The organism is Pseudomonas sp. HS-18, from assembly GCF_020401845.1.
GTDB lineage: Bacteria > Pseudomonadota > Gammaproteobacteria > Pseudomonadales > Pseudomonadaceae > Pseudomonas > Pseudomonas nitroreducens.
Genome location: NZ_CP084413.1, coordinates 6429203 through 6454635, shown reverse-complemented (window position 1 = coordinate 6454635; position 25433 = coordinate 6429203). Strand labels below are relative to the sequence as shown.

At 66.3% G+C, this 25433-nt stretch carries 22 protein-coding genes; 13 read left to right on the top strand and 9 right to left on the bottom strand.

Features of this window, described 5'->3' with window-relative positions; translation table 11 throughout:
• Positions 1 to 14 precede the first annotated feature (14 nt).
• Positions 15 to 1322 carry a PQQ-dependent sugar dehydrogenase gene (locus LDJ84_RS29925; protein ID WP_226045691.1) on the top strand — a complete coding sequence of 436 codons (1308 nt, stop codon included), beginning with the start codon at positions 15 to 17 and terminating at the stop codon, positions 1320 to 1322.
• Positions 1323 to 1339: 17 nt separating this feature from the next.
• Positions 1340 to 1813 (top strand): LEA type 2 family protein, encoded by a 474-nt coding sequence (locus LDJ84_RS29920; protein WP_065083777.1) that lies wholly within the window; start codon positions 1340 to 1342, stop codon positions 1811 to 1813.
• 61 nt (positions 1814 to 1874) lie between these two features.
• On the opposite strand, the gene LDJ84_RS29915 is transcribed toward LDJ84_RS29920, so the two are convergent.
• The 4 genes from LDJ84_RS29915 to LDJ84_RS29900 all read right to left on the bottom strand — a co-directional run bounded on the left by LDJ84_RS29915 (position 1875) and on the right by LDJ84_RS29900 (position 7701).
• A complete protein-coding gene (locus tag LDJ84_RS29915; RefSeq protein WP_024764981.1) occupies positions 1875 to 2636 on the bottom strand; it encodes a TerC family protein in 762 nt (253 codons plus the stop codon).
• A gap of 32 nt (positions 2637 to 2668) precedes the next feature.
• Positions 2669 to 3973 carry a CitMHS family transporter gene (locus LDJ84_RS29910; RefSeq protein ID WP_037010344.1) on the bottom strand — a complete coding sequence of 435 codons (1305 nt, stop codon included), beginning with the start codon at positions 3971 to 3973 and terminating at the stop codon, positions 2669 to 2671.
• 265 nt (positions 3974 to 4238) lie between these two features.
• On the bottom strand, positions 4239 to 5210 hold the full coding sequence (locus LDJ84_RS29905) for an AEC family transporter (RefSeq protein WP_176707206.1): 972 nt from the start codon (positions 5208 to 5210) through the stop codon (positions 4239 to 4241).
• Positions 5211 to 5295: 85 nt separating this feature from the next.
• A complete protein-coding gene (locus LDJ84_RS29900) occupies positions 5296 to 7701 on the bottom strand; it encodes a carbohydrate-binding family V/XII (protein WP_226045690.1) in 2406 nt (801 codons plus the stop codon).
• A 318-nt stretch (positions 7702 to 8019) separates the two neighbouring features.
• Between LDJ84_RS29900 and LDJ84_RS29895 the strand changes: the two genes are divergently transcribed.
• From LDJ84_RS29895 to LDJ84_RS29880, 4 genes are all read left to right on the top strand, one after another.
• Complete coding sequence (locus LDJ84_RS29895; RefSeq protein ID WP_024764977.1) at positions 8020 to 8994, top strand: ABC transporter substrate-binding protein; 975 nt, start codon at positions 8020 to 8022, stop codon at positions 8992 to 8994.
• Positions 8995 to 9051: 57 nt separating this feature from the next.
• Positions 9052 to 9858: an ABC transporter permease gene (locus tag LDJ84_RS29890; RefSeq protein ID WP_024764976.1), complete on the top strand. Its 807-nt coding sequence runs from the start codon at positions 9052 to 9054 to the stop codon at positions 9856 to 9858.
• Complete coding sequence (locus tag LDJ84_RS29885; protein WP_024764975.1) at positions 9846 to 10679, top strand: ABC transporter ATP-binding protein; 834 nt, start codon at positions 9846 to 9848, stop codon at positions 10677 to 10679. The genes LDJ84_RS29890 and LDJ84_RS29885 overlap by 13 nt, the downstream gene beginning before the upstream one ends.
• Before the next feature lie 138 nt (positions 10680 to 10817).
• Positions 10818 to 12446 (top strand): GMC family oxidoreductase, encoded by a 1629-nt coding sequence (locus LDJ84_RS29880; RefSeq protein ID WP_226045689.1) that lies wholly within the window; start codon positions 10818 to 10820, stop codon positions 12444 to 12446.
• 237 nt (positions 12447 to 12683) lie between these two features.
• Here the strand turns inward: LDJ84_RS29880 and LDJ84_RS29875 are convergent, their stop codons facing one another.
• Positions 12684 to 13154: a DUF1348 family protein gene (locus LDJ84_RS29875; protein WP_226045688.1), complete on the bottom strand. Its 471-nt coding sequence runs from the start codon at positions 13152 to 13154 to the stop codon at positions 12684 to 12686.
• Between the two features lie 196 nt (positions 13155 to 13350).
• On the bottom strand, positions 13351 to 14310 hold the full coding sequence (locus LDJ84_RS29870) for a GlxA family transcriptional regulator (protein ID WP_226045687.1): 960 nt from the start codon (positions 14308 to 14310) through the stop codon (positions 13351 to 13353).
• 224 nt (positions 14311 to 14534) lie between these two features.
• Between LDJ84_RS29870 and LDJ84_RS29865 the strand changes: the two genes are divergently transcribed.
• The 6 genes from LDJ84_RS29865 (at position 14535) to LDJ84_RS29840 (ending at position 19530) form a co-directional block, all read left to right on the top strand.
• On the top strand, positions 14535 to 15473 hold the full coding sequence (locus LDJ84_RS29865; protein WP_226045686.1) for a choline ABC transporter substrate-binding protein: 939 nt from the start codon (positions 14535 to 14537) through the stop codon (positions 15471 to 15473).
• Between the two features lie 73 nt (positions 15474 to 15546).
• Complete coding sequence (locus LDJ84_RS29860; protein WP_226045685.1) at positions 15547 to 16431, top strand: 3-keto-5-aminohexanoate cleavage protein; 885 nt, start codon at positions 15547 to 15549, stop codon at positions 16429 to 16431.
• A gap of 127 nt (positions 16432 to 16558) precedes the next feature.
• Entirely contained in the window at positions 16559 to 17524 is a 966-nt protein-coding gene (locus LDJ84_RS29855; RefSeq protein WP_038803446.1) for an L-carnitine dehydrogenase, read from the top strand.
• A gap of 81 nt (positions 17525 to 17605) precedes the next feature.
• Positions 17606 to 18079: a thioesterase family protein gene (locus tag LDJ84_RS29850; protein ID WP_169889362.1), complete on the top strand. Its 474-nt coding sequence runs from the start codon at positions 17606 to 17608 to the stop codon at positions 18077 to 18079.
• A gap of 7 nt (positions 18080 to 18086) precedes the next feature.
• Entirely contained in the window at positions 18087 to 19016 is a 930-nt protein-coding gene (locus LDJ84_RS29845; RefSeq protein ID WP_226045684.1) for an alpha/beta hydrolase, read from the top strand.
• 262 nt (positions 19017 to 19278) lie between these two features.
• A complete protein-coding gene (locus tag LDJ84_RS29840) occupies positions 19279 to 19530 on the top strand; it encodes a hypothetical protein (protein WP_024766693.1) in 252 nt (83 codons plus the stop codon).
• Between the two features lie 24 nt (positions 19531 to 19554).
• On the opposite strand, the gene LDJ84_RS29835 is transcribed toward LDJ84_RS29840, so the two are convergent.
• The 3 genes from LDJ84_RS29835 to LDJ84_RS29825 all read right to left on the bottom strand — a co-directional run bounded on the left by LDJ84_RS29835 (position 19555) and on the right by LDJ84_RS29825 (position 24040).
• Positions 19555 to 21012 (bottom strand): hypothetical protein, encoded by a 1458-nt coding sequence (locus LDJ84_RS29835; RefSeq protein WP_226045683.1) that lies wholly within the window; start codon positions 21010 to 21012, stop codon positions 19555 to 19557.
• 161 nt (positions 21013 to 21173) lie between these two features.
• Complete coding sequence (locus tag LDJ84_RS29830) at positions 21174 to 22280, bottom strand: GlxA family transcriptional regulator (RefSeq protein ID WP_024766695.1); 1107 nt, start codon at positions 22278 to 22280, stop codon at positions 21174 to 21176.
• A 383-nt stretch (positions 22281 to 22663) separates the two neighbouring features.
• Entirely contained in the window at positions 22664 to 24040 is a 1377-nt protein-coding gene (locus tag LDJ84_RS29825) for an L-serine ammonia-lyase (RefSeq protein ID WP_024766696.1), read from the bottom strand.
• Between the two features lie 334 nt (positions 24041 to 24374).
• Here LDJ84_RS29825 and LDJ84_RS29820 point away from each other — a divergent pair, with 334 nt between their 5' ends.
• Positions 24375 to 25313 (top strand): choline ABC transporter substrate-binding protein, encoded by a 939-nt coding sequence (locus LDJ84_RS29820; RefSeq protein WP_024766697.1) that lies wholly within the window; start codon positions 24375 to 24377, stop codon positions 25311 to 25313.
• Positions 25314 to 25433: the final 120 nt, after the last annotated feature.

The window sequence follows — 25433 nt, the reverse complement described above, 5'->3', positions numbered from 1 at the left end:
CGAGGAGAAGTCGCATGCGTAGGTCGTTCCCCCTCCTGATCGTACTGGCGTTGGCCGGTTGCGGCGACAAGTCGGCGCTGCCGTTCACCGCCGGCACCGGACCTCAACCGCAATTGCCCGAACCCCAGAGCAGCGTGCTGCCCACCGTCAACATCGCCACCGCCACCGGCTGGCCCGCCGGGCAGATGCCCCGTGCTGCCGAAGGCCTGGAGGTGCAGCGCTTCGCCGACAAGCTGGAACACCCGCGTTGGCTTTACGTTCTGCCCAACGGCGATGTGCTGGTGGCGGAAAGCTCGGCACCGCCCAAGGAAGAGTCCGGCGGATTGAAGGACTGGGTCGCCGGCAAGGTCATGGCCAAGGCCGGGGCCTCGGTACCCAGCGCCAACCGCATCACCCTGCTGCGCGACGCCGATGGCGATGGCGTGCCGGAACAGCGCAGCGTGCTGCTGGAGGGCCTGTTCTCGCCCTTCGGCATGGCGCTTGTGGATAACTGGCTGTATGTCGCCAACGCCGATGCCGTGGTGCGCTTCCCGTACAAGACCGGTGAGACGGCGATCAGCGCACCGGCGGAAAAGGTCGTCGACCTGCCGGGCGGGCCGATCAACCACCACTGGACCAAGAACATCCTCGCCAGCCCCGACGGCCGCTACCTCTACGCCACCGTCGGCTCCAACAGCAACGTCGGCGAGAACGGGCTGGACGCGGAGAAGTACCGCGCGGCGATCCTGCAGATCGACCTTTCCAGCCGTAACGTGCGGGTATTCGCCTCCGGCCTGCGCAACCCCAACGGGCTGGGCTGGGAGCCCAACAGCGGCGCCCTGTGGACAGCCGTCAACGAGCGCGACGAACTGGGCAACGACCTGGTGCCGGACTACATGACCTCGGTGAAGGACGGCGGCTTCTACGGCTGGCCCTGGAGCTACTTCGGCCAGCATGTGGATAAACGCGTCGAACCGCCGCGCCCGGACATGGTGCAGAAGGCCCTGGTGCCCGACTACGCCCTGGGTTCGCACACCGCCTCCCTCGGCCTTGCCTTCTATCAAGGCAGCCTGCTGCCGGAGCGCTATCGTGGCGGCGTGTTCATCGGCCAGCACGGCTCGTGGAACCGCAAGCCGCGCAGCGGTTACCAGGTGGTGTTCATCCCCTTCGGCGGCGGCAAGCCCAACGGCCAGCCGGTGACGGTGCTGGATGGTTTCGTCAACGACAAGGAGGAAGCCATGGGCCGTCCGGTCGGCGTCGCTGTGGATAAGTTTGGCGGCCTGCTGGTGGCCGATGATGTGGGTAACACCGTATGGCGGTTGCGCCCGGCTACCCTGAAGTGAATCGACGAGGAGGCCGCATGGCCAAGCTACATCGCCTGATCCTGATGGCCGCGCTACTGACGCTGGGCGCGTGCAGCAGTCTGTTCGGCACGCGCGATCCGCTGCGCATCGACCTGGTCGGCCTGGAGCCGGCGACCGGGCAGGGCATGGAAGCGCGCTTCACGGTCAAGCTGCGGGTGCAGAACCCCAATGACCAGGCCATCGACTACGACGGTATCGCCCTGGACCTTTCGGTGAACGGCCAGCCGCTGGCCAGCGGGGTGAGCGACGCCAGCGGGCAGGTGCCGCGATTCGGCGAAACGGTGATCAGTGTGCCGGTGAGCATCTCGGCTTTCTCTGCGCTCCGCCAGGCCTGGGGCCTGTCCGGCGGTCCACCGCGCCAGGGCATGCCCTACGAAATCAGCGGCAAACTGGCCGGTGGGTTGTTCGGTACGGTGCGCTTCAACGACAAGGGCGTGCTGAACTGGCCGGAGCCGGTTGCACGTCCTTGAGGTACGTTGCTGTGGATAAACCGGGCTGTGGATAGCCCGGTTTTTTATTGCCTGCCGTGGGCTACTGGCCTGGGATGTCCTTGCGCAGCTTCACCGGATCCACTTCCTTCTTCCCACGCGCGGTGCGCATGCGGATGTTCAGCGCTTCCACCGCCAGCGAGAAGGCCATGGCGAAGTAGACGTAGCCCTTGGGCACGTGGACTTCGAAGGCTTCGGCGATGAGCACGGTGCCGACCACGATAAGGAAGGACAGCGCGAGCATCTTCAGCGACGGGTGCTTGTCGATGAAGTCGCTGATGGCGCCCGCCGCCAGCATCATCACCATGACCGCCACGACGATGGCCGCGACCATCACCGGCACGTTGGAAACCATGCCCACGGCGGTGATCACCGAGTCCAGCGAGAACACGATGTCGATGATGGCGATCTGGATGATGGTGCCGATGAATCCACCCATCACGCTCTTGGGTTCTCCCTCGGTTTCATCCTCGCCCTCCAGGCCGTGGAAGATTTCGCTGCTGCTTTTCCACAGCAGGAACAGGCCGCCGAAGAACAGGATCAGATCGCGCCCGGAGATGCCCTGGCCGAACACGTGGAACAGGTCGGCGGTCAGGCGCATGACCCAGGTGATCGAGAGCAGCAGCAGGATGCGCGTGACCATCGCCAGCGCCAGTCCGAAGAAGCGCGTGCGCGGCTGCATGTGCTTGGGCATGCGGCCGACCAGGATGGAGATCATGATGATGTTGTCGATGCCCAGGACGATTTCCAGGGCAGTCAGGGTGAAGAACGCAATCCAGATTTCAGGGCTGGTCAGCCATTCCATTGTCGCGGTACTCGAAGTCGGTCGTTGATCGGTCAGTCATTGAACAGCGGGAACAGGCCCAGCAGCAGCGCGGCGGCGAGGATCGCCAGGCACACCAGCACGGCCCATTTGAGGGTGAAGCGCTGATGGTCGCCGAAGTCGATCTTGGCCAGGCCTACCAGCAGGTAGGTCGAGGGCACCAGCGGGCTGAGCAGGTGCACAGGCTGGCCGACGATGGAGGCACGGGCCATTTCCACCGGCGTGATGCCGTACTGCGCGGCGGCCTGGGAGAGTACCGGGAGCACGCCGTAGTAGAAAGCGTCGTTGGACATGAAGAAGGTGAACGGCATGCTCACCAGCGCCGTGATGGTCGCCAGATACGGCCCCAGCGCCGGCGGGATCACCGCCAGCAGGCTCTTGGACATGGCTTCGACCATGCCCGTTCCGGAGAGGATCCCGGTGAATACGCCCGCGGCGAAAATCAGCGAGACCACCGCGAGGACGTTCTCGGCGTGGGCGCCGATGCGCTTCTTCTGCTCCAGGATGCAGGGATAGTTGACGATCATCGCGATCCCGAAGGCGATCATGAACAGCACCGGCATCGGCAGCAGGCCGGCGATCAGGGTGCCCATCAGCACAACGGTCAGCACGGCGTTGAACCACAACAGCTTCGGCCGACGCGCCTCGGGGTATTGCGACACACTCACTTCCGCCATCGCTTCGTGGTCGGTCGGCAGGTGCAACTCGCCCAGGCGGGCGCGCTCGCGTTTGCCGTAGGCCCAGGCGAGGGCGAAGATCGCCGCGATGCCGGCGAGCATGGCCGGGATCATCGGCACGAAGATGTCCGCCGGGTCGACGTGAAGGGCGCTGGCTGCGCGGGCAGTGGGGCCGCCCCAGGGCGTCATGTTCAGCACGCCGCTGGAGAGCATGATCAGGCAGGCCATCAGCAGCGGGCTCATGCCCAGGCGGCTGTACAGCGGCAGCACGGCGGCCACGCAGATCATGTAGGTGGTCGAGCCGTCGCCATCCAGCGAGACGATCATCGCCAGCGCGGCGGTGCCCATCGATACCTTCAGCGGATCGCCCTTCACCAGTTTGAGGATGCGCCGCACCGCCGGGTCGAACAGCCCGGAGTCGATCATGATGGCGAAGTAGAGGATGGCGAACATCAGCATCACGCCGGTTGGCGCGAGGGTGCGGATGCCGTCCAGCATCATCGGTCCCAGGCCCTTGGCGAAGCCGCCGAGCAGGGCGAAGGCGATCGGGACCAGGATCAGCGCGATCAGTGCCGAAAGCCGCTTGGTCATGATCAGGAACATGAAGGTCGCCACCATGGCGAAGGCGAGGAAAGTCAGCATGGGGATAACTCCGTCTCGGCGCCGAGGTTCAGCAGCGGCTGTGGATAAGCACGAGTGGTACGGACGGAGTGGGAGCGGGGGCGGACAGGAAACGGGGCATGAGCGATCACCGATTGTTGTTTTTGTACGCTGCGCGAACGCAGGTCCGGCCGGGAGGACCGAGGCGGCGATGCTAGGGGGTCAAGCTTTCAGCAGGCTTTCGCAGAATATTTCCACAGATCGGTGGGGATTTGCGCAGGTTCAATCCAGATGCAGTGGACAAATTTCAGGAGCCCAGCGCCTGGATCGCACCCATCACCAGCAGCAGGCTGGCGCCGGCCAGCAGTGTCTGCAGGGTGATGATCCCCGCCATCAGTCCGCTTTCGCCGCCCAGCTGGCGGGTCAGTACATAGGCGGTCGGGGCTGTGGGGAGCGCGAAGAACATCACCAGCAGTGCGCTCTCCAGCGGCGGCAGTGCCAGCAGGCGAGCGATGGCGAAGGCCAGCAAAGGCATGGCCAGCAGGCGGATTGCGCAGTTCCAGCCCAGTGCCGAGACCTCCGCGCGCAGCTCCTGCGGCTGTAGTGCTGCACCCACGCAGAGCAGGCCCAGCGGCAGGCTCGCTACGGCCAGCAGGTTGAACAGCCGGTCCGTACCGCCGGGCAGGCCGATGCCGCTCACATTCAGCAACGCGCCCGCCACGCAGGCGAGGATCAGCGGGTTCCTGACAATCGGCAGCAGTAGCGAACGCGGGCTGATGCCGCGTTCGGCAGTCAGCGCCCAGACCGACATCACGTTCACTGTCGGCACCATCAGCGCCAGCATCAGCGCGGCCAGGGTCAGGCCCGGTTTGCCATAGAGGCTGCCCACGGCCGCCAGCCCCAGGTAGGTGTTGAAGCGCAGCACGCCCTGGGCGATGGCGCCGAAGCGCGCGGCATTCCAGCCACGCAGGCGTTTGGCGATGAGCAGGGCAATCCAGGCGATACCCAGCCCGAGCACCACTGCCAGCGCCTGGCGGGCGAGGCCGGGGTCGTTCAGCGGCGCGCTGGCCAGGCTGCTGGCCAGTAGCGCAGGAAACAGGATGAAGTAGTTGAGCCGCTCGGCTGCCGGCCAGAAGGCCTCGCCGGGGAAACCTTTGCGGCGCAGCACGAAGCCGCCGACGATCAACGCGAACAATGGCCACAGGGCCTGGAACAGAGCGGTCACGGCAACCCCAAGAGGGTGGTGGGAGCGGGCATCTTGCCGAGGGTGAGGGGGCAAGGGCAAGGTGTGTGGATAAGTGCCGATCCTTGCCCGAAGTGGTTTTCCACAGGCTCAGGCGGTGTGGAAAACCTTGTCCACACCCTCAGCGGCGGAAACCGCCGCCGCCAATGTGGCCGCCGCCGAAATGCCCTCCACCGCCCCACTGCCGCTGCGTCTGATTGAAGCGCTGCTGGCCGACCTGCCGCGACTGGTACTGCTGCTCCAGTTGCCCACGCATGTTGGCCTGGTTCGGCTGGACGGGCTGCCAGCCATTGCTGGTGTGTTGCTGCCAGCCGTTGTCGGTGTGCTGGTAGACGTTGCCATCGTGCCCGGCGTAGACGTCGCCATTCTTCCAGGCCACGGCGTTGCCGGTGCGGCGGTTGTAGGTCACGCCGCGGTTGTCGTGGTCGTAGCTGTCGCGGCCGTCATCCACATCGCCGGATACCCCGCGCTCGGCGATGGTGGTGCGACCGGTCTGGGCGTTGTGCTTCACGCCCTGCTGGCCGGCCTTGAAGTCGCCGCTATCGGCATCGTAGGCCACGCCACTGCGCCCTGCGGCGGAGATACCGGTGGAAGCATTGGAATAGGCACCGCGCCGCCCGGCCACTCCCTGGTCGGTATAGGGGTTGAACGCCGCGCCCTGGCTACCGGCGAAACGGGTGCCGGTGCGCGGGTTGTAGCCGGCCGCCGAGCTGCCCTGCCACTGGGTGCCGGTCCAGGCGTTGTAGCCATAGGCGTGGGTGACGGTGCCCTGGCCCCAGCGCCCGTAGAAGTTGGCCTGGTTGATGTTGGTATAACTCCAGCCGCCCTGTGGATAAGGTCCCCAGTACGGGCCCCAGTAAGGCTCCGGCGTGCCCCACCAGGCCCCGGCGGCGTAGCCGAAGGCGAAGCCGGTCAGCGCGCCGACGGCAAAGCCCGCGCCATAGCCATAGGTCGGTGGATAACCGTAGTACACCGTGCTGCTGACATAGGCGGGATAGGCGTAGCCCGTGCCGTACACCACCGTGCCGTCGCTGTTGACCACCACGCCCAGGTATCCCGGCGTGTAGCCGACAACCACGGTCTGCGGGGTCACCGAGTAGATGTGCACATACGTCACGTAGTACACCGGCGAACTGGGCGGGATGCCGTAGATCGCCGCGGGCACTTCGGTGGCCACTTGCCACGGCCCGCTCGGGCTGGGCGCGGTGAACCAGACGCCGTTGCTCACGGCGAAGAACTGGTTGGCCGTCACTTCGATCACTGGCGTCGGCGTGTTCACCGCGTAGTTCAGGCTGGTGCCGGTGATCGACTGGAAATTCGGCGCGCCGTCATAGGTCACCTTCAGCGTGGCCTTGCTGCGCGAGACGCTGGCAGTCTGCGGAATGCTCGCGGAGATGGCGGCTTCCTTGGCCTGGGGCGTACCGGGAACCGACACGAGGACGTTGGCTTTCGGGTCCTTGGCGGAGATCTTCGCGAAGTCGGCGGGCAGGTCCTTGCCGGGCACATAGGTCCACGGGCCTTTCTCACCCGGGCCGCTGAACCAGCGGCCGGATACCAGCACGTACCAGGTGTTGTGGGTCGGATCGACGAACACCGCGTGATCGGCATTGTTCAGGCTCAGCAGGCTGACGCCGTCCACCGGCGCCATCTGCGCGGTGCCGTCGCTGACGATCAGTTCGGTGGGCTGCGTGGCCACCCGCACGGCCGGCGCCTTGCCCGGCTTCTTGCCGTTCTTGGGCAGCAGAGCGTCCACCGGGCCGGCCTTCTCCGCCGCCTGCTGGGCGCTGAGCAGCACCTTGGGCGGTTGGCTGAGCACCAGCCAGGTGCCGTCCAGCGCCTGCGCCGTGTACCAGTTACCGGCGGCGTTCAGGTAGTTGTTGCCCTGGGCGTCGCGCAGGAGCAGCACGCGGCTGTTGATAACCCGCTCGAAGTCGCTGCCCGTCAGGGCTTGCCACTTCGGCTGGCCGTCGATGATCACCAGCACGGTCGGGGTGCTGGCGAAAATGATCTGCGGCGCGTCGTTCTTCACTTCCACGTGGCGCAGCTTGTCCAGTTGCTGGTTCACCGCGTAGCTGGCCTGCAACTGGTCGAGGGAGACTGTCAGGCCTTCTTTGGGCAGCCGCGCCACCAGGGCATCGCGCACCTTGTCGGCGCTGTCTGGTGCGGTGGGGACTTCGACCTTTTCGATGCGCAGGTCGGTGAGTTGCACCAGGCCGCTGGCCTTGTCGATGGCGGCGGCGGCGGAGAACTGCGCCACCCCGTAGGTGGGCGCGGCATTGGCGGCGCCGATGGCGATGGCCGCCCGGCCGCCCATGCGGGTGCCGTCCCAGTCTTCGATCTGCGGCTGGAAGATCTGCACATGCTGGTCGCCCAGGGCGAAATCCCGGGGCCATTTCAGTTCTTCGGCCATTGCCGGCGAAGCGGGCGCACTGACCTGTGGTTGGCCCTGGGCGGCAACGGCAGCAGCGGGATGCAACGACAGCCCGGCGACGAGCGCCAGGGCCGAGAGAATGGGGCGGGGGGCCATGCTGGAAACCTTCCTTGAGGAGAGCTGCGTTCAACCATAGTGCAGCGCAGAACAACCCGCGCGCGGCCGAGCTCTCCCCTGCGCCATGCTGGTGCAATTTCGCCGGCAAGGCAGCTTTTTCTTATGGCGCAACGACATATTTAATAATTTTCCGAGCCTCCCGCTTCGGCCACCATCGGCCTGTCAGACATGTCGCGAGACAAAGCCTTCAGACGCTGGGCCATAGAGCCCGATGCCGCCCATGTCCCGGTTCTACCGGCCTCCTGGCCACTGCCGCAGTAAATCAACAACAAAGCCAAACGGCTGTGGGAGTGCTTCATGATCAAGTCCTTGCTCGTGCGTTCCATCGCGTGTTCCGCCCTGGCTCTCGCCGCCGCTTCTGGCGCGCAGGCCGGTACCCTGTCCATCGGCCATACCACCTGGGTCGGCTACGGCACCCTCTATCTCGCCCGCGACCTGGGCTACTTCAAGGAGCAGGGCCTCGACTTGCAGCTGACCACCATCGAGGAAGCCTCGATGTACATGGCGGCCCAGGCCTCCGGCCAGCTCTCCGGCTCCGCTTCCACCATCGACGAAATCCTCAAGTACCGGCCGAAGTTCTGCTTCAAGGCCGTGGCTGCGCTGGACGACAGCCATGGCGGCGACGGCGTGCTGGTGGGCAAGGACGTCACCTCCCTGGCCCAGCTGAAGGGCCAGGAAGTGGCGGTCAACGAAGGCTCTGTCTCGCAGTTCTGGTTGGCCTACCTGCTCAAGCACGCCGGCATGAGCATGAGCGACATCAAGGTGCAGAACATGACCGCCGACGATGCCGCCAGCGCCTTCATCGCCGGCCGCGTACCCGCCGCCGTGACCTGGGAACCGCACCTTTCGCTGGTACGCGAGAAGCAGCAGGGCAAGGTGCTGGTAGACAGCTCCACCACCCCCGGCGTGATCGTCGACGTGGTCGCCCTCAACTGCGACGTGATCGAGAAGCAGCCCGAGGACGTCAAGGCCCTGGTGAAAGGCCTGTACAAGGCCGTGCAGTACACCAAGGAGCACCCGGACGAGGCCTACGCCATCATGGCCAAGGGCGTCGGCGGTTACCTCTCCGATCCCAAGGCCCTGGCCGATGCCGCCAAGGGCGTGCGCTTCTACGACAAGGCCATGAGCGAGCAACTCATTGGCACTCCCGGCAAGCCCGGCGACATCAAGGGCTTGATCCGCCTCGCCAACGAAACCTGGAGCGGCCTGCAGGGCAAGCGCCTGGAAGTCAGCTACGACGACCTGGTCGACCCGCGCTTCGTCTCCGAGTAACCGTCTCACTCTTGTCCCCGCGGGCGGCGCCGTGCCGCTCGCCTGGAGGAATCCGCGATGCCTCGTCGTTCGCAATCCTGGCTCAGCCGTTGCCTGACGCCCAAGGTCGACCTGCCGCTGAAGCTGGTCTGGTCCGCCGGCACCCTGTGCTGGCTGCTCGTGTTCGGTCTGTGGGCCGGGCTCTCCTATGGCGGCGTGGTGCCGGCGATGTTCCTGCCCACCCCGGACGCGGTGCTCGCGGCCGGCGTGCGCCTGGCCAGTGACGGCACCCTCGCCACCCACGTGATGGCCAGCGTCAAGGTGGTGATGATCGGCTTCATCATCTCCTCGCTGGTGGCGGTGCCGCTGGGCCTGTTGATGGGCAGCTTCCGCATCGTCCAGGCCTTCCTCGAACCGCTGGTGAACTTCATTCGCTACCTGCCGGTGACCTCCTTCGTGCCGCTGTTCATCCTGTGGATCGGCATCGGCCTGGAACAGCGCGTCACCGTGATCATCTTCGGCGTGTTCTTCCAGCAACTGGTGATGATCGCGGACGTTTCCCGCGGCGTCGCCAAGGACCTGGTCAATGCGTCCTACACCCTGGGCTGCAACCGCCGCGACGTGGTCCTTCACGTGCTCGGCCCGGCGTCGCTGCCGGGCGTGCTCGACACCCTGCGCGTGACCATGGGCTGGGCCTGGACCTACCTGGTCGTGGCCGAACTGGTCGCCGCCTCCAGCGGCCTGGGCTACATCAGCCTCAAGGCCATGCGCGGCTTCCAGGTCGACGTGATCTTCCTGGCCATCGCCATCATTGGCCTGCTGGGCCTGATCACCGACCAACTCTTCCGATTCATCCGACTGAAGGTGGCGTCATGGGCGCAGTAGCGATCAAGCAGGAAGAAGCGGCCGTGACCGGTCAGGAACAAGCCAGGCCACCGCGCCTGCGGGTGGAGAACGTCAGCCTGCGCTACCGCACGCCCGAGGGCGGCACCTTCAGCGCGCTGGAGAGCGTCTCCTTCGAAGTGCCGGACCAGCAGTTCGCGGTCATCGTCGGCCCGTCCGGCTGCGGCAAGTCGAGCCTGCTCTACCTCACTGCCGGCCTGGCCGAGCCCACCGAAGGCGACATCTATGTCGGCGGCCAACTGGTCGACGGCCCGGGCGCCGACCGCGGCATGGTGTTCCAGAGCTACACCCTGTTCCCCTGGCTGACCGTGCGCCAGAACGTCGAGTTCGGCCTCAAGCGTCGCGGCATGCCGGCGGCCGAGCGCCGCGAGATCGTCGACTACTACCTCGACGAAGTCGGCCTGCGCCGCTTCGAGAACAACTATCCCAAGCAGCTCTCCGGCGGAATGATGCAGCGCGTGGCGATCGCCCGCGCGCTGGCCAACGACCCGCAGATCCTGCTGATGGACGAGCCCTTCGGCGCCCTCGACAGCCAGACCCGTATGCAGATGCAGCAACTGCTGCTGCGCGTGTGGGACCACAGCAAGAAGACCGTGGTGTTCGTCACCCACGACATCGACGAGGCCATCCTGCTGGGCGATCGCGTCTACGTCATGGGCGCACGCCCCGGCCGCATCAAGCGCATCCTCGACGTGCCCATCGAGCGCCCGCGCTCGCTGGACATGGTCATGGACCGCCAGTTCATCGAGATGAAGCGCGAGATCCTCGGGCTGCTGCACGACGACCTGGAAGAAGCGCACTGACCTGCCGCCGGCTGGCGCCCCCTGCAGGGCGCCGGCCGATGCGGTGATTCGCTGCAGCACCGTTCGGCCCCCTCTCCCTCGGGAGAGGGTTGGGGTGAGGGGTTCTGCCATTCACGCACGACTCCAAAGGGAGCCCCCATGTCCTCCTCCAACGATTCCACCTACGACTACCTCATCGTCGGCGCCGGTTCTGCCGGCTGCGTGCTGGCCAACCGCCTGAGCGCCGACCCGTCCGTGCGCGTCTGCCTCCTGGAAGCCGGCGGCAGCGATGCCAGCCCGCGCGTGCAGACCCCGGCCGGCACCATCACGCTGTACAAGAGCAAGATCTTCAGCTGGAACTTCTATTCCGCGCCGCAGAAGCGCCTGAACAACCGCTCGCTGCACTGCCCGCGTGGCAAGGCCCTGGGCGGCTCCAGCTCGATGAACAGCATGATCTACATCCGTGGCCACGCCTCCGACTACGACCGCTGGGAGCAGGACGGCTGTCCCGGCTGGGGCTGGAAGGACGTGCTGCCGTTCTTCAAGAAGTCCGAGCGCAACCTGCTCGGCCAGGACCCGGCGCTGCATGGCACCCTCGGTGAGCTGGTGGTGGACAAGCCGCGTGACCCCAACCCGTTGTCGAACCTGTTCATCAAGGCTGCCGAACACCTCGGCCTGCGCCGCAACGATGACTTCAACGGCCGCGAATTCGAGGGCGTGGGCATCTACAACGTGACCCAGAAGGACGCCAAGCGCCTGAGCAGCTACCGCGCCTTCGTCGCGCCGCTGCAGCGGCCGAACCTCACCGTGCTGACTGGCCGCCAGGTGGGTCGCCTGCTGCTGGAAGGCGAGCGCGTCACCGGCATCGAACTGCGCAGCGGCGAGCGCCTGCTGGCGCGCCGCGAAGTGATTCTGTCGGCCGGCTCCCTCGGCTCGCCGCAGATTCTCCTGGCTTCGGGCATCGGTCCGGGTGAGGAATTGAAAGCTGCCGGCATCGCGGTCAAGCACGACCTGCCGGGCGTTGGCAAGAACCTCCAGGACCACCTCGACGGCCTGGTCACCGTGCGCTCGCCCAGCCCGCTGAGCCTGGGCTTCTCCCTCGGCTCGCTGCCGCAGATCCTGCTGTCGCCGTTCAAGTACCTGCTGGCGAAGAAGGGCTGGCTGACCACCAACTACGTCGAGGCCGGTGGCTTCGCCCGCACACCATTGGCCGATTCGCTGGCCGATGTGCAGTTCCACTTCGTCCCCGGTTACCGCAGCCACCGTGGCCGCCTGTTCGAGTGGGGCCATGGCTACGCCGTGCACACCTGCGTATTGCGTCCGAAGAGCATCGGCGAGCTGCGCGTGAAGCCCGGCGGCGACATCGAGATCGACTACAACTTCCTCGCCAACGAGGAGGACGGCCGCGTGCTGGTGGAAGGCGTGAAGCTGGCGCGCAAGATTCTCGCCCAGCCGGAGTTCGACAACATCCGCGGCGCCGAAATGCTCCCCGGCCCGCAGGTGCAGACCGATGAGCAACTGCTCGAGCACCTGCGCGAATACGCCGCCACCGTGTTCCACCCAGTGGGCACCTGCAAGATGGGTGAGGACGCGATGGCGGTGGTCGACCTGCGCCTGCGCGTGCACGGCCTGAAGGGCCTGCGCGTGGTGGACGCGTCGATCATGCCGACGCTGATCAGTGGCAACACCAACGCACCGTGCATCATGCTCGGCGAGCGCGCGGCGGCGATGATCCTGGAAGACAGCCGCATCTCCTCCACCGTTCCCGCCCGCGCCGTCCCCGCCTGACGGCACTTTGTAGGAGCGAGGGGGGCGCCTAGCCCTTGCTCGCGAACCAGCGCGGCTCATGGAGTCGCCGGCTGAATCCGTTCGCGAGCAAGCTCGCTCCTACAGTTCCTGCTTGCTCGATCGTAGGATGGGTGGAGCTTGCGATACCCATCAGCGGACTTACCGGTAATCGATTGGTATCGCTTCGCTCCACGCCATCCTACGAGTGCCGTCGGTTGTGCCTATGGATAGCGTTTCCTACAGCCCCAGCTCGCTCAGCGACGGATGCTCATCCGGCCGGCGCCCTTGCGGCCAGCGGAACAGGCGTTCGTCCTCGCTGATCGGCAGGTCATTGATGCTGGCGTGGCGCTCGAACATCAGGCCGTTCTCGTCGAAGGCCCAGTTCTCGTTGCCATAGGAGCGGAACCAGTTGCCCGAATCGTCGTGCCATTCGTAGGCGAAACGCACGGCGATGCGGTTCTCGGTAAACGCCCAGAGTTCCTTGATCAGCCGGTACTGCTGCTCGCGCACCCATTTGGCGGTGAGGAACTGGACGATCTGCTCGCGGCCCTGGACGAAGGTCGCGCGGTTGCGCCAGCGGCTGTCCGCTGTGTAGGCCAGCGACACGCGGTGCGGATCGCGGCTGTTCCAGCCGTCCTCGGCGAGGCGGACTTTCTGGATGGCGGTTTCGCGGGTGAAGGGCGGAAGAGGGGGACGGGCTTCGCTCATGGTGGCCTCCGAAAGGCAGTGGGGTTTGGAGCCTGGTCTCCATACTCCGCCCGAGCTGCCATGGGGTAAATGACGGTAATCCCACAGATATTGCCAATCGCTTTTGCTCTTTGTAGGAGCGAGCTTGCTCGCGAACAGCGTCAACCGGCGGCGCTTTGGTTGGGCGGTTCGCGAGCAAGCTCGCTCCTACGGGTTTTCAGGCCTTGGCCACCGCCTTGCGCAACCCCACCCGATCCTGGCTCGGGCACACGCCGAACTTTGCCCGGTAACTGCGCGACAGGTAGGAAGGCGTCTCGAACCCGCAGGCCACGCCGATCTCCAGCACGCTCATGTCGGTCTGGCGCAGCAACTGGCGCGCCTTGTCCAGGCGCAGGCCGAGGTAGAAGTTCGATGGCGTGTCGTTGAGGTGCAGGCGGAACAGGCGCTCCAGCTGGCGCCGGGTGACCTGGATGCGTTCGGCCAGCTCCAGCGTCGTCAGCGGTGGCTCGGTGTGGCGCTCCATCTCGCCGATCACCTGCACCAGCTTGCGGTTGGAGACGCCATAACGGCTGGCGACCTGCAGGCGCTGGTGGTCCTGGCGGGGGCGGATGCGCCCGACCACGAACTGCTCCGACACCTGCACGGCCAACTCCGGCCCATGGTCCTGGGCGATCAGGTCGAGCATCAGGTCGATGGACGCGGTGCCGCCGGCGGAGGTGATGCGCGGGCCGTCGATCTCGAACAGCTCCTGGGTCGCCTGCACCTGTGGATAAGTCTCCCGGAAGGCGTCCAGCGCTTCCCAGTGCACCGTGCAGCGCTGGCGCTGCAGCAATCCGGCCTCGGCCAGCGCGAAGCTGCCGGTGTCGATGCCACCCAGCGTCACGCCGTCACGATCCAGCCGTTTGAGCCAATGCAGCAGCGCCGGCGTGCAGGCGCGCAGCGGGTCGAAACCGGCCACCACCAGCAGCGTATCGCCTTCGCGCAGCGCTTCCAGGCCGCTGTCGGCGTTCATCGACATGCCGTTGCTGGCCAGCACCGGGCCGCCGTCCAGGCTCATCAGGTGCCAGCGGTACAGCTCGCCGCGGAAGCGGTTGGCCACCCGCAGCGGCTCGACGGCGGAAACGAAACCCATCACCGAAAAACCGGGCAACAGCAGGAACCAGAAGTCTTGGGACATGGCGGGTACCGTGCGATTGGAGGGCGGCGTAGTGGCAGCCTGCCCATGCTTATGGACCATGGACGTCGCCCTGGCAATCGGGGAGGTCGCTGCTGTGCAAGAGCTGGTCGCCACTGTGCGACTCACCGGGGCGGCGCGTGCGTAATTTGTTCTCCAGCCCCCGTGAGGGCCGCATGACGTACAACAACGATAACCAACGCCGCAAAGGCCTTGAGGGAGAAGTCATGAAGCTATCGATCCGAGCGTTCGGCTGTGCCGCGCTCATGCTCGCCGCCAGCACCACCTGGGCCGCCGAGCCCGCCCAGTGCCAGAACGTGCGCATGGGCACGGTGAACTGGACCGACGTGGTGGCCAGCAGCGCCGTGGCCGAAGCCGTGCTCGACGGCCTGGGCTACAAGGTCAAGCAGACCAGCGCCTCGCAGCAGATCATCCTGGCCGGCATGGCCGACAAGCAGCTCGATGTCTTCCTCGGTTACTGGCAGCCGACCATGCAGCCGGTGGCCAAGCCCTACCTCGACAAGCAGCAACTCGACGTGATCACCCCGCCGACCCTGCCCGATGCGCAGTCCACCTACGCCGTGCCGACCTACGTCTACGACGGCGGTCTGAAGACCTTCGCCGACATCGCCAAGTTCAAGGACAAGCTGGGCAACAAGATCTACCTGATCGAGCCCGGCAGCGGCTCCAACCGCATCACCGCGAAGATGATCGCCGACGACAAGTTCGGCCTGAAGGGCTTCCAGATCGTCGAATCCAGCGAGGCCGGCATGCTCACCGCGGTCAAGCGCGCCATCAAGCGCAAGCAGTGGGTGGTCTTCTTCGGCTGGAAGCCGCACCCGATGAACCTGCAGATCGACATGAAATACCTCACCGGCAGCGACGACGTATTCGGCCCGAACGAAGGCTCCGCCACTGTCTCGATCATGACCGCCGGCGGCTACCAGGCGCAGTGCGGCAACGTCGCCAAGCTGCTGCACAACCTCAAGTTCAGCAGCCAGCAGGTGAGCCAGGTGATGGTACCGATCCTCGACCGCAGCCAGCCGGTGGATGCCGCCAAGGCCTGGCTGAAGCAGAACCCCGAGCCGCTCAGGGCCTGGCTCGACGGCGTGACCACCTTCGATGGCAAGGACGGCCTCGCCGCCGTACAGGCCTCGCTCAAGTAACCCTCTACCAGCAACTCCCTGCGCGTCGCCTGGCGCGCAGTGGGTTCGTTCGACCTCAAGAAGGACAGCCACCGTGAACTACGAAGTCATTGTCACCTGTGCGGTGACCGGCGCCGGCGACACCGTCGGCAAGCACCCTGCCATTCCCGTCACCCCGAAGGAAATCGCCGCCGCCGCCATCGAGGCTGCCAAGGCCGGCGCCACCGTCGCCCACTGCCACGTCCGCGACCCGCAGACCGGCAAGCCCAGCCGCGACGTGAAGCTCTACCGTGAAGTGGTCGAGCGCATCCGCGAAAGCGACACCGACGTCATCATCAACCTCACCGCCGGCATGGGCGGCGACCTGCAGATCGGCCAGGGCGAACAGCCGCTGGAGTTCGGCGCCGGCACCGACCTGGTCGGCCCGCTGGAGCGCCTGAAGCATGTCGAGGAACTGTTGCCGGAAATCTGCACCCTGGACTGCGGCACCCTGAACTTCGGCGATGGCGACTTCATCTACGTCTCCACCCCGGCCCAACTGCGTGCCGGCGCCAAGCGCATCACCGAACTGGGCGTGAAGGCCGAGCTGGAAATCTTCGACACCGGCCACCTCTGGTTCGCCAGGCAGATGCTCAAGGAAGGCCTGCTGGAAGACCCGCTGATCCAGATCTGCCTCGGCATCCCGTGGGGCGCACCGGCGGACACCACCACCATGAAGGCCATGGCCGACAACATCCCCGACGGCCTGACCTGGGCCGGCTTCGGCATCGGCCGCTCGCAGATGCCCATGGTCGCCCAGGCCATGCTGCTGGGCGGCAACGTGCGGGTCGGCCTGGAAGACAACATCTGGCTGGACCGTGGTGTGCACGCCACGAACGGCCAACTGGTCGAACGCGCCATCGAGATCATCCAGCGCCTGGGCGGCCGCGCCCTGACCCCGGCCGAGGGGCGCAGGAAGATGAATCTCAAGCCGCGCTGATCCAATCACCCTGCGTACGAACTGCTCTTCGTAGGAGCGAGCTTGCTCGCGAACCAGCCCCGCTGCGGACTTTGTTCGCGAGCAAGCTCGCTCCTACAGGTAATCCCTCATTCCTGCTGGAGCTACCATGCCCTTCATCACCGACATCAAAACCTTCGCCGCCCTCGGCAGCGGCGTCATCGGCAGTGGCTGGGTCGCCCGCGCCCTGGCCCACGGCCTCGACGTCGTCGCCTGGGACCCGGCTCCCGGCGCCGAAGCCGCTCTGCGCGCGCGCATCGCCAATGCCTGGCCGGCGCTGGAAAAGGCTGGCCTCGCCCCCGGCGCCTCGCAGGACCGCCTGCGCTTTGTCGCGACCATCGAAGAGTGCGTGCGCGACGCCGACTTCATTCAGGAAAGCGCCCCCGAACGCCTCGACCTGAAGTGCGAGCTGCACGCCAGGATCAGCGCCGCCGCCAAGCCCAACGCCCTGATCGGCTCCAGCACCTCGGGCCTGCTGCCCAGCGAGTTCTACGCCGACGCCACACACCCCGAGCGCTGCGTGGTCGGCCATCCGTTTAATCCGGTGTACCTGCTGCCGCTGGTGGAAGTGGTGGGCGGCGAGAAGACCGCGCCCGAAGCCGTCCAGGCCGCGATCAAGGTCTACGAATCGCTCGGCATGCGGCCACTGCACGTGAGGAAGGAAGTACCGGGCTTCATCGCCGACCGCCTGCTCGAAGCCCTCTGGCGCGAGGCGCTGCACCTGGTCAACGATGGCGTGGCCAGCACCGGCGAGATCGATGACGCCATCCGCTTCGGCGCCGGCCTGCGCTGGTCGTTCATGGGCACCTTCCTCACCTACACCCTGGCCGGCGGCAACGCCGGGATGCGTCACTTCATGGCCCAGTTCGGCCCGGCGCTGCAGTTGCCCTGGACCTACCTGCCGGCCCCGGAGCTGACCGACACGCTGATCGACCGCGTCGTGGAAGGCACCAGTGAACAGCAGGGCTCGCGGAGCATTGCCGAGCTGGAGCGCTACCGCGACGACTGCCTGCTGGCGGTACTCGGCGCCATCAAGGACACCAAGTCCAGACACGGCTTCGCCTTCGCCGACTAACCTCACGGTTCATCACCCGCTCCGAACCGCCCCTCTCCCTACTGGGAGAGGGCTGGGTGAGGGCCTCACGGACGCACAGCCATGCACGCCCTGAAAACCTGGGAAACCCCCATCCTCGCCGAATGGACCGACTACAACGGCCACCTGCGCGACGCCTTCTACCTGCTGCTGTTCAGCTACGCCACCGACGCCCTGATGGATCACCTGGGCCTCGACGCGGAGCATCGCGCCGCCACCAGCGCTTCCCTGTTCACCCTCGAAGTACACCTGAACTACCTGCACGAGGTGAAGGAGGGTGAAAAGGTCGAAGTGCGCACCCAACTGATCGCCCACGACCGCAAGCGCCTGCATGTTTTCCACAGCCTGCACCGCGCCGGCGAAGATCTCGCCCTGGCCGCCAGCGAACAGATGCTGCTGCACGTGAACCTCGAAGGCGGGGCACGTTCAGCGCCCTTCGAAGGCGTGGTGCTGGAGCGCGTGCTGGCGCTGGCCGAGGCCCATCGGCCGCTGCCGCGTCCGGACTACGTGGGCCGTGTCATCGGCCTGCCGGGTTGAGCGCTCCATGACGCGGCGCTATCCGCTGTCCGATGCCATGCAGGCGTTCGTCGTTCGCACGCAATCGATGGCCGTCGCCAGTCCCACCCTCGCCGCCCAGCGCGAAGGTTATCTACGCATGGCCGAGGCCTTCTGCCCGCGGCGCCCGGCTGGGCTTTGCATCAGCGAACTGCTGCTGGAAGGCCTGCCGGAAATCCGTCTTTACCGGCCCGCCTCGCTCGCGCCGGAAAGCGGCTGGCCCACGGTGCTCTATCTGCACGGTGGCGGCTGGACGCTGGGCAATGCCGGCAGCCACGACGTCATCTGCGCGGAACTGGCCGCCCGGCTCCAGGCCCTGGTGGTTGCCGTCAGCTACCGGCTGGCGCCGGAGCATCCCTATCCCGCCGCCCTGCACGACTGCCGGATCGTCTGGCAGCGCCTGCGCAGCGGCAGCCTGGGCGAACCGGTGGACATCGCCCGCCTGGTGGTGGCCGGCGACAGTGCCGGCGGCAATTTGAGCGCCGCGCTCTGCCTCGCCCTGCGCGACACGGGAGAGCCGCTGCCGGGGGCCCAGGCGCTGATCTACCCTGCTCTGGGCGACCAGCCGACACCCTCGCGCACGCAGTGCGCCAACGCGCCCCTGCTGACCAGCGAGGAGGTGGATAACTGTTTGAACGCCTACCTGTCGCGGCCCGCCGACCGTCGCGATCCCCTCGCGCTGCCGCTGATGGCCGAAGACCTGCGTGGTCTGCCGCCGGCCTTCATCGCTGTCGCCGAATTCGACCCGCTGCGCGATGACGGTGCTCTCTACCGTGACCGTCTGCGCGCGGCTGGCGTGGACGTGGAGTACTTCGCCGGGCCCGGCCTGGTCCACGGCTGCCTGCGCGCCCACGACGTGGCGGAAGTGGTGCAGTTGCGCGTCGCTCTGCTGGCATTCCTGCGCCGCCACTTGCGCTGAGCCAAAAAAATCCCCTGCGGCGCCCGACGCGCGGCAGGGGACAAATCGAGCCGATGCGGGCTCTCAGTGTGCGAGGCCCTGCAGCCGGTGCTGGTGCCGCCGCAGGGTGTGGAAGCCAGTCTGCGCGCCGCGCTGCCGCCCCGGTTAGCCGAAAACGACCTGCGCTTGCCCGCCGCGGACATTCCGCCGGACAGGTGCTTGCCGCGCCCCGCCGGGCTTACCAGAATCGAGGCAGACCCTGCCGCTCCCAAGGAGACCCGTGATGATGCACGCCGACCTGATCGACCAGGACGATTTCCGCGAACGCCTGCAAGCGCTGGGCTTCGCCGTGCCGCCGGATGTCACCGCGGAGCAGGCCTGCGAATACGCCGTGCGTGGTCTGACGCCGGAGCGCTCCCTGGCGCTGCGTCGCCTGGTGGAGGAAATGCTCGCCGGCAACGCCACCCTGCTGCCGGCCGTACGCGAGGCGATCTCCCGCCAGCTGCTGCCGGCGCTGGTACCCAAGGCGTTGTGATCGCCGCTGGCGCCGGCCCTGCCTTCAGGGCAGGTCGGCGGCCACTTCCAGCGGTGACAGCGGGAAGGTGTCGCCAATGGGATCGCCCAGCAGGGCCAGGTAGCGTCGGCCCTGGTCCTCCACCGTGACCTTTCGCCCGGCATCCAGCGGCAGTGTCGGGCAGAGCACGCGCAACCCATTCCCTTCAGGCAACAGCAAGCCGTGGCGCGGCGCGCTCTCCTGCAGTTTGCTGCGCAGGCTGAGGCGGCAGGGGCGCGGCTCTGAGGAAAGCCAGGCGCCGCGCAACTCGTAGCGTTCGCCGCCGAGCAGGCGGAGGCTTTCCACCTGCGCCAGGTACCAGGAGCCGCTGGCCGACTGGCGGATGCCAAGCAGCTCGCCGACGGTGGGTGGCGGCGAGCCTTCCCAGTGGCCGCTGAAGTGCCGTTCGCTGCTACGAGGCTGCGTCAGCGGCCAGGCAGGCGGGAGGCTGGCCTCGGACACCGGGCGGTTGAATTCGATGTCGTGCGGGTGCGCGACCATCTCGTCCAGCCCGCCACGGCCGCCGCGTTGCTGGGACCAGACATCGCTCACTTCTTGCTGGCGCTCGAAGTGGCTCGCATCCAGGCGTGTGTCGTCGGCGACGCCCAGGTGCGCGAGCAGTGCCGGGAAGCCCCGGCAGACCTGCCAGGGCTCGGTGCCGGTTTCGTTCCAGCAAGCGAGCAGGTGGGCATTCAGGTCAAAGGCTGAGTCGCCTGCACTCGCGTCGGTGAAGCGCTTGAGCATGTCCAGCAGTTCGTCGAGCGCCAGGGCGAGGCCCTGCTCACGGCTGGTCGTGTCGGGTTCGCGGAAGGGCCGGTCGTACTCGCGTTCGAGCAGCCAATGGCTGCCAGGTTGCTCCGGTCGGATGTGCACGATGGAGGAGAAGACCTGGGTCGATTCGATCAATGCCGGCAGGTATTGCGTGGGAATCTCCAACGGCCGGGAGCCAACCACGAGCAGGCAGTGCAGATAGCCACCGGCGACGGTCTGGCTGCGCGGCTCGAAGGCTTCGCCGTCGTCGATGGGCAGGTGCTGGACTTCGATTCGCAGGGCGCGCCCGTACACCTGGTGCAGCAGGCTCCACAGCCCTGGCGGGGCGGGGTGGTGGTTCTGCAGGCAGTTGAAGTGGATTTCCTGCAGGCTGCGGACCATGCGTTGCATCAGCAGGGCGGCGGTCTTGCGCTCGGCGCGGCGGGTGCGCAGCAGGTGCCAGTAGCCACTGAGCAGCCGGCGGTGGAGGGCGACGATGAGTTTTTCCGCCTTGTCGGCCCTGGCCTGTTCGAGCGCGCCGGTGTGCTCGCCGAAAAGGTCGGTGAGGTGGCGGCTGACGTCGAAGATTTCCGGGCGCAGGCGTTCGAGTTGGCGCAGCAGCTGGATGCCGGTCAGGCTTGCGTGATCCTGTTCGATGGCCTTGCGATAGAGCTCCCGCGTTCGCTGGGCCAGGTATTCGAGGGCGGTTTCCATGTGTCCCGAGGTTCCGAAGAATGCTGGCGAACCCTTCGGAGACTGCGAGATTCAGCGCGATTTGCGATTCAGACGAATCTGAATGATGGGGCGTAATGCGTCACAGGAATGAAAAAAGGGAGGCCATGGGCCTCCCCTTTTCGTTTCCCGCCTCCCTGGATTCAGAGCACCCGCACGCTGGCGAAGGTGGATTCGCCCTGGGCCTGACTGAGGGCCGAGATGGCCGAGGAGTTGGGCATGAGGGCGAGATCCTGCGGGATCGGCATGACCATGACCGGCTGGCCGATCGGCTGGCCCTGGCGCTCGTCGCGCGGCGGGATGCCGAAGTACTCGCGGTAGCACTTGGAGAAGTGCGGCGTGGAGACGAAGCCACAGACCGAGGCGACTTCGATGATGGACATGGAGGTCTGCTTGAGCAACTGGCGCGCGCGGATCAGGCGCAGCTTCAGGTAGTAGCGCGACGGCGAGCAGTGCAGGTACTTCTGGAACAGGCGCTCGAGCTGGCGACGCGAGACATTGACGTAGACGGCCAGTTCGTCGAGGTCGATGGGTTCCTCGAGGTTGGCTTCCATCAGCGCGACAATTTCCTGCAGCTTGGGCTGGTTGGTGCCGAGCATGTGCTTGAGCGGCACGCGCTGGTGGTCCTGCTCGTTGCGGATGCGCTCGTAGATGAACATTTCGGAGATCGCCGCCGACAGCTCGCGGCCGTGCTCGCGGCCGATCAGGTGCAGCATCATGTCCATCGGCGCGGTGCCGCCGGAGGAGGTGAAGCGGTTGCGGTCGATGGAGAACAGGCGGGTGCTCATGGCCACGCGGGGGAAGGCTTCCTGCATGGCGGCCAGGCATTCCCAGTGCACCGAGCAGTCGTAGCCGTCGAGCAGGCCGGCGCGGGCCAGGGCCCAGCTGCCGGTGCACACGGCGCCGAGCTTGCGACCCAGGCGCGCCTGGGCCTGGAGGAAGGTGGTGTGCTCGCGGGTGACGCTGCGCTGGATGCCGACGCCACCGACCACGATCAGCGTGTCCATCTGCGGAGCGCTGTCGCAGGCTGCGTCAGGAGTGATCTGCAGGCCGTCGCTGGCCCAGACCTGGCGGCCGTCGAGGCTCAGGGTGTGCCAGCGGTAGAGTTCACGACCGGACAGCTGGTTGGCCATGCGCAGCGGTTCCACCGCCGAGGCCAGGGAGATCAGGGTGAAGTTGTCCAGCAGCAGGAAGCCGATGGACTGCGGAGCTCGGTTTTGCGGGGGAACTCCGGGGTTGAACGCGTTCATTCGATCACCTCACGCTAGTCACAGTCGCCTCGCTGGAGGCGTTTCTTATGCTTGTTGTTCTGTTCGGGAACCTGACCCGGGCGCGGCCCGGACTGCTCCTCTGTTCTCTCTACCTATTAGCAAGGCAAATGCCGTGCCTAGGTTGAATGGGCGTTCAATTAAAAAAGAAAACGGCATGGGAATGCCGCTTTTGCAGGCCCGGATTGCGACGCCTCGAAGGTCGCAAATACGCATGGATCTTGGGCTGGGGTTTTTGGTAGCACTCACCGGTCACGCGACCGGCGGTGCTGTGCCCGGAACGGTAACGCCCCTGGTGCCGTCGGGACGGGCGTACCGCTTGCGCCATCAGGGGGCGCGCCAGGCCTGGCGTGGTCGATTGCGGGTCAGCACTCGATGATGCTGACGGCCAATCCGCCGCGCGAGGTTTCCTTGTACTTGTCGTGCATGTCGGCGCCGGTGTTGCGCATGGTGCGGATCACCTGGTCGAGGCTGATGAAGTGCTGGCCGTCCCCGCGCAGGGCCATTTGCGCGGCGTTGATGGCCTTCACCGCGGCGATGGCGTTGCGCTCGATGCAGGGCACCTGGACGAGGCCGCCGACCGGGTCGCAGGTCAGGCCGAGGTTGTGTTCCAGGCCTATCTCGGCGGCGTTCTCGACTTGCTCGGGGCTGGCGCCGAGCACTTCGGCGAGGCCTGCGGCGGCCATGGCGCAGGCGGAACCGACTTCGCCCTGGCAACCGACCTCGGCACCGGAGATGGAGGCGTTCTTCTTGCACAGAATGCCGACGGCCGCAGCGGCCAGGAAGTAGTTGGTGACGTCGTCGTCGCTGGCATCGGGGTTGAAGCGCATGTAGTAGTGCAGCACCGCCGGGATGATGCCGGCCGCGCCGTTGGTGGGCGCGGTGACCATGCGCCCGCCGGCGGCGTTTTCCTCGTTCACGGCGAGGGCGAAGAGGTTGACCCATTCCATGGCCGAGAGCGTCGAGCCGATGACGTTGGGTTTGCCGATTTCCTGCAGGTTGCGGTGCAGGCGTGCGGCACGCCGCTGCACGTTGAGGCCACCGGGGAGGATGCCTTCCTGGCTCAAGCCGTTGTTCACACAGTCGCGCATGGCCTGCCAGATGACCTTGAGGCCTTCGCGGATGTCGGTTTCGCTGCGCCACATGCGCTCGTTGGCCATCATCAGCTCGGACACGCGCAGGTTGTGGCGGCGGCAGAGCACGAGCAGTTCGGCGGCGCTGGCGAAGTCGTAGGGCAGCACGGTGCTGTCGGTGTCGAGGCTGCCGGAGGCGGCCTGTTCCTCGTCGACCACGAAGCCGCCACCGATGGAGTAGTAGGTGTCGCTGTGCAGCACCTGGTCGCCTTCGATGGCGGTCAGGCGCATGGCGTTGGGGTGGTAGGGCAGGTTCTCTTCGAGCAGGCGCATGTCGCGGATCCAGTCGAAGGGGATCGCGCGACTGCCGGCCAGCAGCAATTCGCCGGACTCGCGCAGCGTGGCCATGCGCGGTTCGATCTGGCGCGGGTCGATGCGGTCCGGCCATTCGCCCATCAGGCCCATGATCACCGCGCGGTCGGTGCCGTGGCCGACGCCAGTGGCGGACAGCGAGCCATAGAGGCGCACTTCCACGCGCGTGGTGCGTTCGAGCATCTGCCGCTCGCGCAGGGCGCCGACGAACAGCGCGGCAGCGCGCATGGGGCCGACCGTGTGCGAGCTGGAAGGGCCGATACCGATCTTGAACAGGTCGAACACACTGATTGCCATGCCGGACTCCGAGCGAGCTGCGCATCCGTAAGAGAGTGGGATAGGCACGTCCCTGTGCCCGCGATGCCCGGTCATGATCGACCCAAGTCCGGCACCGGCGACGTCCATCGACGACGCGGCCGTATCCAATAACGCCGCCTGTACACCTTGCCGGAGCAGGGCATGGGGCCGCCTGTTCCGGGGCCGACGAAAGCTTGCCTCTTTACGACGCGATCGCCGCGAACCACGACCGGTCGATAGGCGTGGACGGTCGCGCTGTTCCATGATCCGCCACCGACGAACGGCCGCGTTCGCCCGTGTCCACCCCCCTTCTCCGCAGTCAGAGGCTGGCCTCATGAAGAGTCTTGTGTCGTCGCTGTTGGCGTTATCCGTGGTACTACCGGGCGCTGTGCGCGCCGCCGAACCCGAATCCTGCTCCGTGGTGCGTTTCGCCGACGTGGGCTGGACCGATATCACCGTGACCACCGCGGTGACGCGACTGGTGCTCAGCCACCAGGGTTACCGTACCCAGGTGGTGCGGCTGTCCGTGCCGGACACCTACAAGGCGATGGCGGAGAAGAAGATCGACGTGTTCCTCGGCAACTGGATGCCGAGCATGGCGAACGACATCAAGCCCTTCGCCGACAAGGGCCAGGTGGAAACCGTCGGCGCCAACCTCGAAGGCGCCAAGTACACCCTGGCGGTGCCGCGCTACGCGTACGAGGCCGGGCTGAAGACTTTTGCCGATATCGCAAAATTCAGGGAGCAGCTGGGTGGGCGCATCTACGGTATCGAGCCGGGCAACGATGGCAACCAGCTGATCCAGAAGATGATCAAGGAAAAGGCCTTCGGCCTGGGCGACTTCAAGCTGGTGGAATCCAGCGAGGCCGACATGCTGGCCTACGTCAAGCGAGCCGGGGCCTTGAAACAGCCCATCGTGTTCCTGGGCTGGGAGCCGCACCCGATGAATACCCGCATCCAAATGAACTATCTGGAGGGAGGGGATTCCTACTTCGGTCCCAACTTTGGCGGCGCAACGGTCTTCACCAACGTCAGAGCAGGCTATCTTCAGGAGTGCCCCAATGTCGCGCGGCTGCTGAAGAACCTGAAGTTCGATCTGGCGATGGAGAACCAGTTGATGGATGCGGTGCTCAACGAGCGACGCAATCCCCGCCAGGCCGCCAAGAGTTGGTTGAAAGCCAATCCGCAGGTGCTCGATGGCTGGCTGCAGGGTGTCGCTCCCGGCTCATCGGGTGCGGCGCCAGGGGGCCAGAAAACCGCCGCCATGGATTGATCCGAGCTTCTGGAAGTCGCTGGAACCGGGCCTTTCCACTGGATGCGACATGGCTGGTGCTGAATACGACTTCGCCTGCACTGGATGCGACCCACCCGGTATGCGACGAAATTTTCCTGC

Excerpts from the sequence above, each read along its gene's own strand:
- LDJ84_RS29925 (WP_226045691.1), top strand. The coding sequence starts at position 15 with ATGCGTAGGTCGTTCCCCCTCCTGATCGTACTGGCGTTGGCCGGTTGC.
- LDJ84_RS29920 (WP_065083777.1), top strand. The coding sequence starts at position 1,340 with ATGGCCAAGCTACATCGCCTGATCCTGATGGCCGCGCTACTGACGCTG.
- LDJ84_RS29915 (WP_024764981.1), bottom strand. The coding sequence starts at position 2,636 with ATGGAATGGCTGACCAGCCCTGAAATCTGGATTGCGTTCTTCACCCTG.
- LDJ84_RS29910 (WP_037010344.1), bottom strand. The coding sequence starts at position 3,973 with ATGCTGACTTTCCTCGCCTTCGCCATGGTGGCGACCTTCATGTTCCTG.
- LDJ84_RS29900 (WP_226045690.1), bottom strand. The coding sequence starts at position 7,701 with ATGGCCCCCCGCCCCATTCTCTCGGCCCTGGCGCTCGTCGCCGGGCTG.
- LDJ84_RS29895 (WP_024764977.1), top strand. The coding sequence starts at position 8,020 with ATGATCAAGTCCTTGCTCGTGCGTTCCATCGCGTGTTCCGCCCTGGCT.
- LDJ84_RS29890 (WP_024764976.1), top strand. The coding sequence starts at position 9,052 with ATGCCTCGTCGTTCGCAATCCTGGCTCAGCCGTTGCCTGACGCCCAAG.
- LDJ84_RS29885 (WP_024764975.1), top strand. The coding sequence starts at position 9,846 with ATGGGCGCAGTAGCGATCAAGCAGGAAGAAGCGGCCGTGACCGGTCAG.
- LDJ84_RS29880 (WP_226045689.1), top strand. The coding sequence starts at position 10,818 with ATGTCCTCCTCCAACGATTCCACCTACGACTACCTCATCGTCGGCGCC.
- LDJ84_RS29875 (WP_226045688.1), bottom strand. The coding sequence starts at position 13,154 with ATGAGCGAAGCCCGTCCCCCTCTTCCGCCCTTCACCCGCGAAACCGCC.
- LDJ84_RS29870 (WP_226045687.1), bottom strand. The coding sequence starts at position 14,310 with ATGTCCCAAGACTTCTGGTTCCTGCTGTTGCCCGGTTTTTCGGTGATG.
- LDJ84_RS29865 (WP_226045686.1), top strand. The coding sequence starts at position 14,535 with ATGAAGCTATCGATCCGAGCGTTCGGCTGTGCCGCGCTCATGCTCGCC.
- LDJ84_RS29855 (WP_038803446.1), top strand. The coding sequence starts at position 16,559 with ATGCCCTTCATCACCGACATCAAAACCTTCGCCGCCCTCGGCAGCGGC.
- LDJ84_RS29850 (WP_169889362.1), top strand. The coding sequence starts at position 17,606 with ATGCACGCCCTGAAAACCTGGGAAACCCCCATCCTCGCCGAATGGACC.
- LDJ84_RS29845 (WP_226045684.1), top strand. The coding sequence starts at position 18,087 with ATGACGCGGCGCTATCCGCTGTCCGATGCCATGCAGGCGTTCGTCGTT.
- LDJ84_RS29840 (WP_024766693.1), top strand. The coding sequence starts at position 19,279 with ATGATGCACGCCGACCTGATCGACCAGGACGATTTCCGCGAACGCCTG.
- LDJ84_RS29835 (WP_226045683.1), bottom strand. The coding sequence starts at position 21,012 with ATGGAAACCGCCCTCGAATACCTGGCCCAGCGAACGCGGGAGCTCTAT.
- LDJ84_RS29830 (WP_024766695.1), bottom strand. The coding sequence starts at position 22,280 with ATGAACGCGTTCAACCCCGGAGTTCCCCCGCAAAACCGAGCTCCGCAG.
- LDJ84_RS29825 (WP_024766696.1), bottom strand. The coding sequence starts at position 24,040 with ATGGCAATCAGTGTGTTCGACCTGTTCAAGATCGGTATCGGCCCTTCC.
- LDJ84_RS29820 (WP_024766697.1), top strand. The coding sequence starts at position 24,375 with ATGAAGAGTCTTGTGTCGTCGCTGTTGGCGTTATCCGTGGTACTACCG.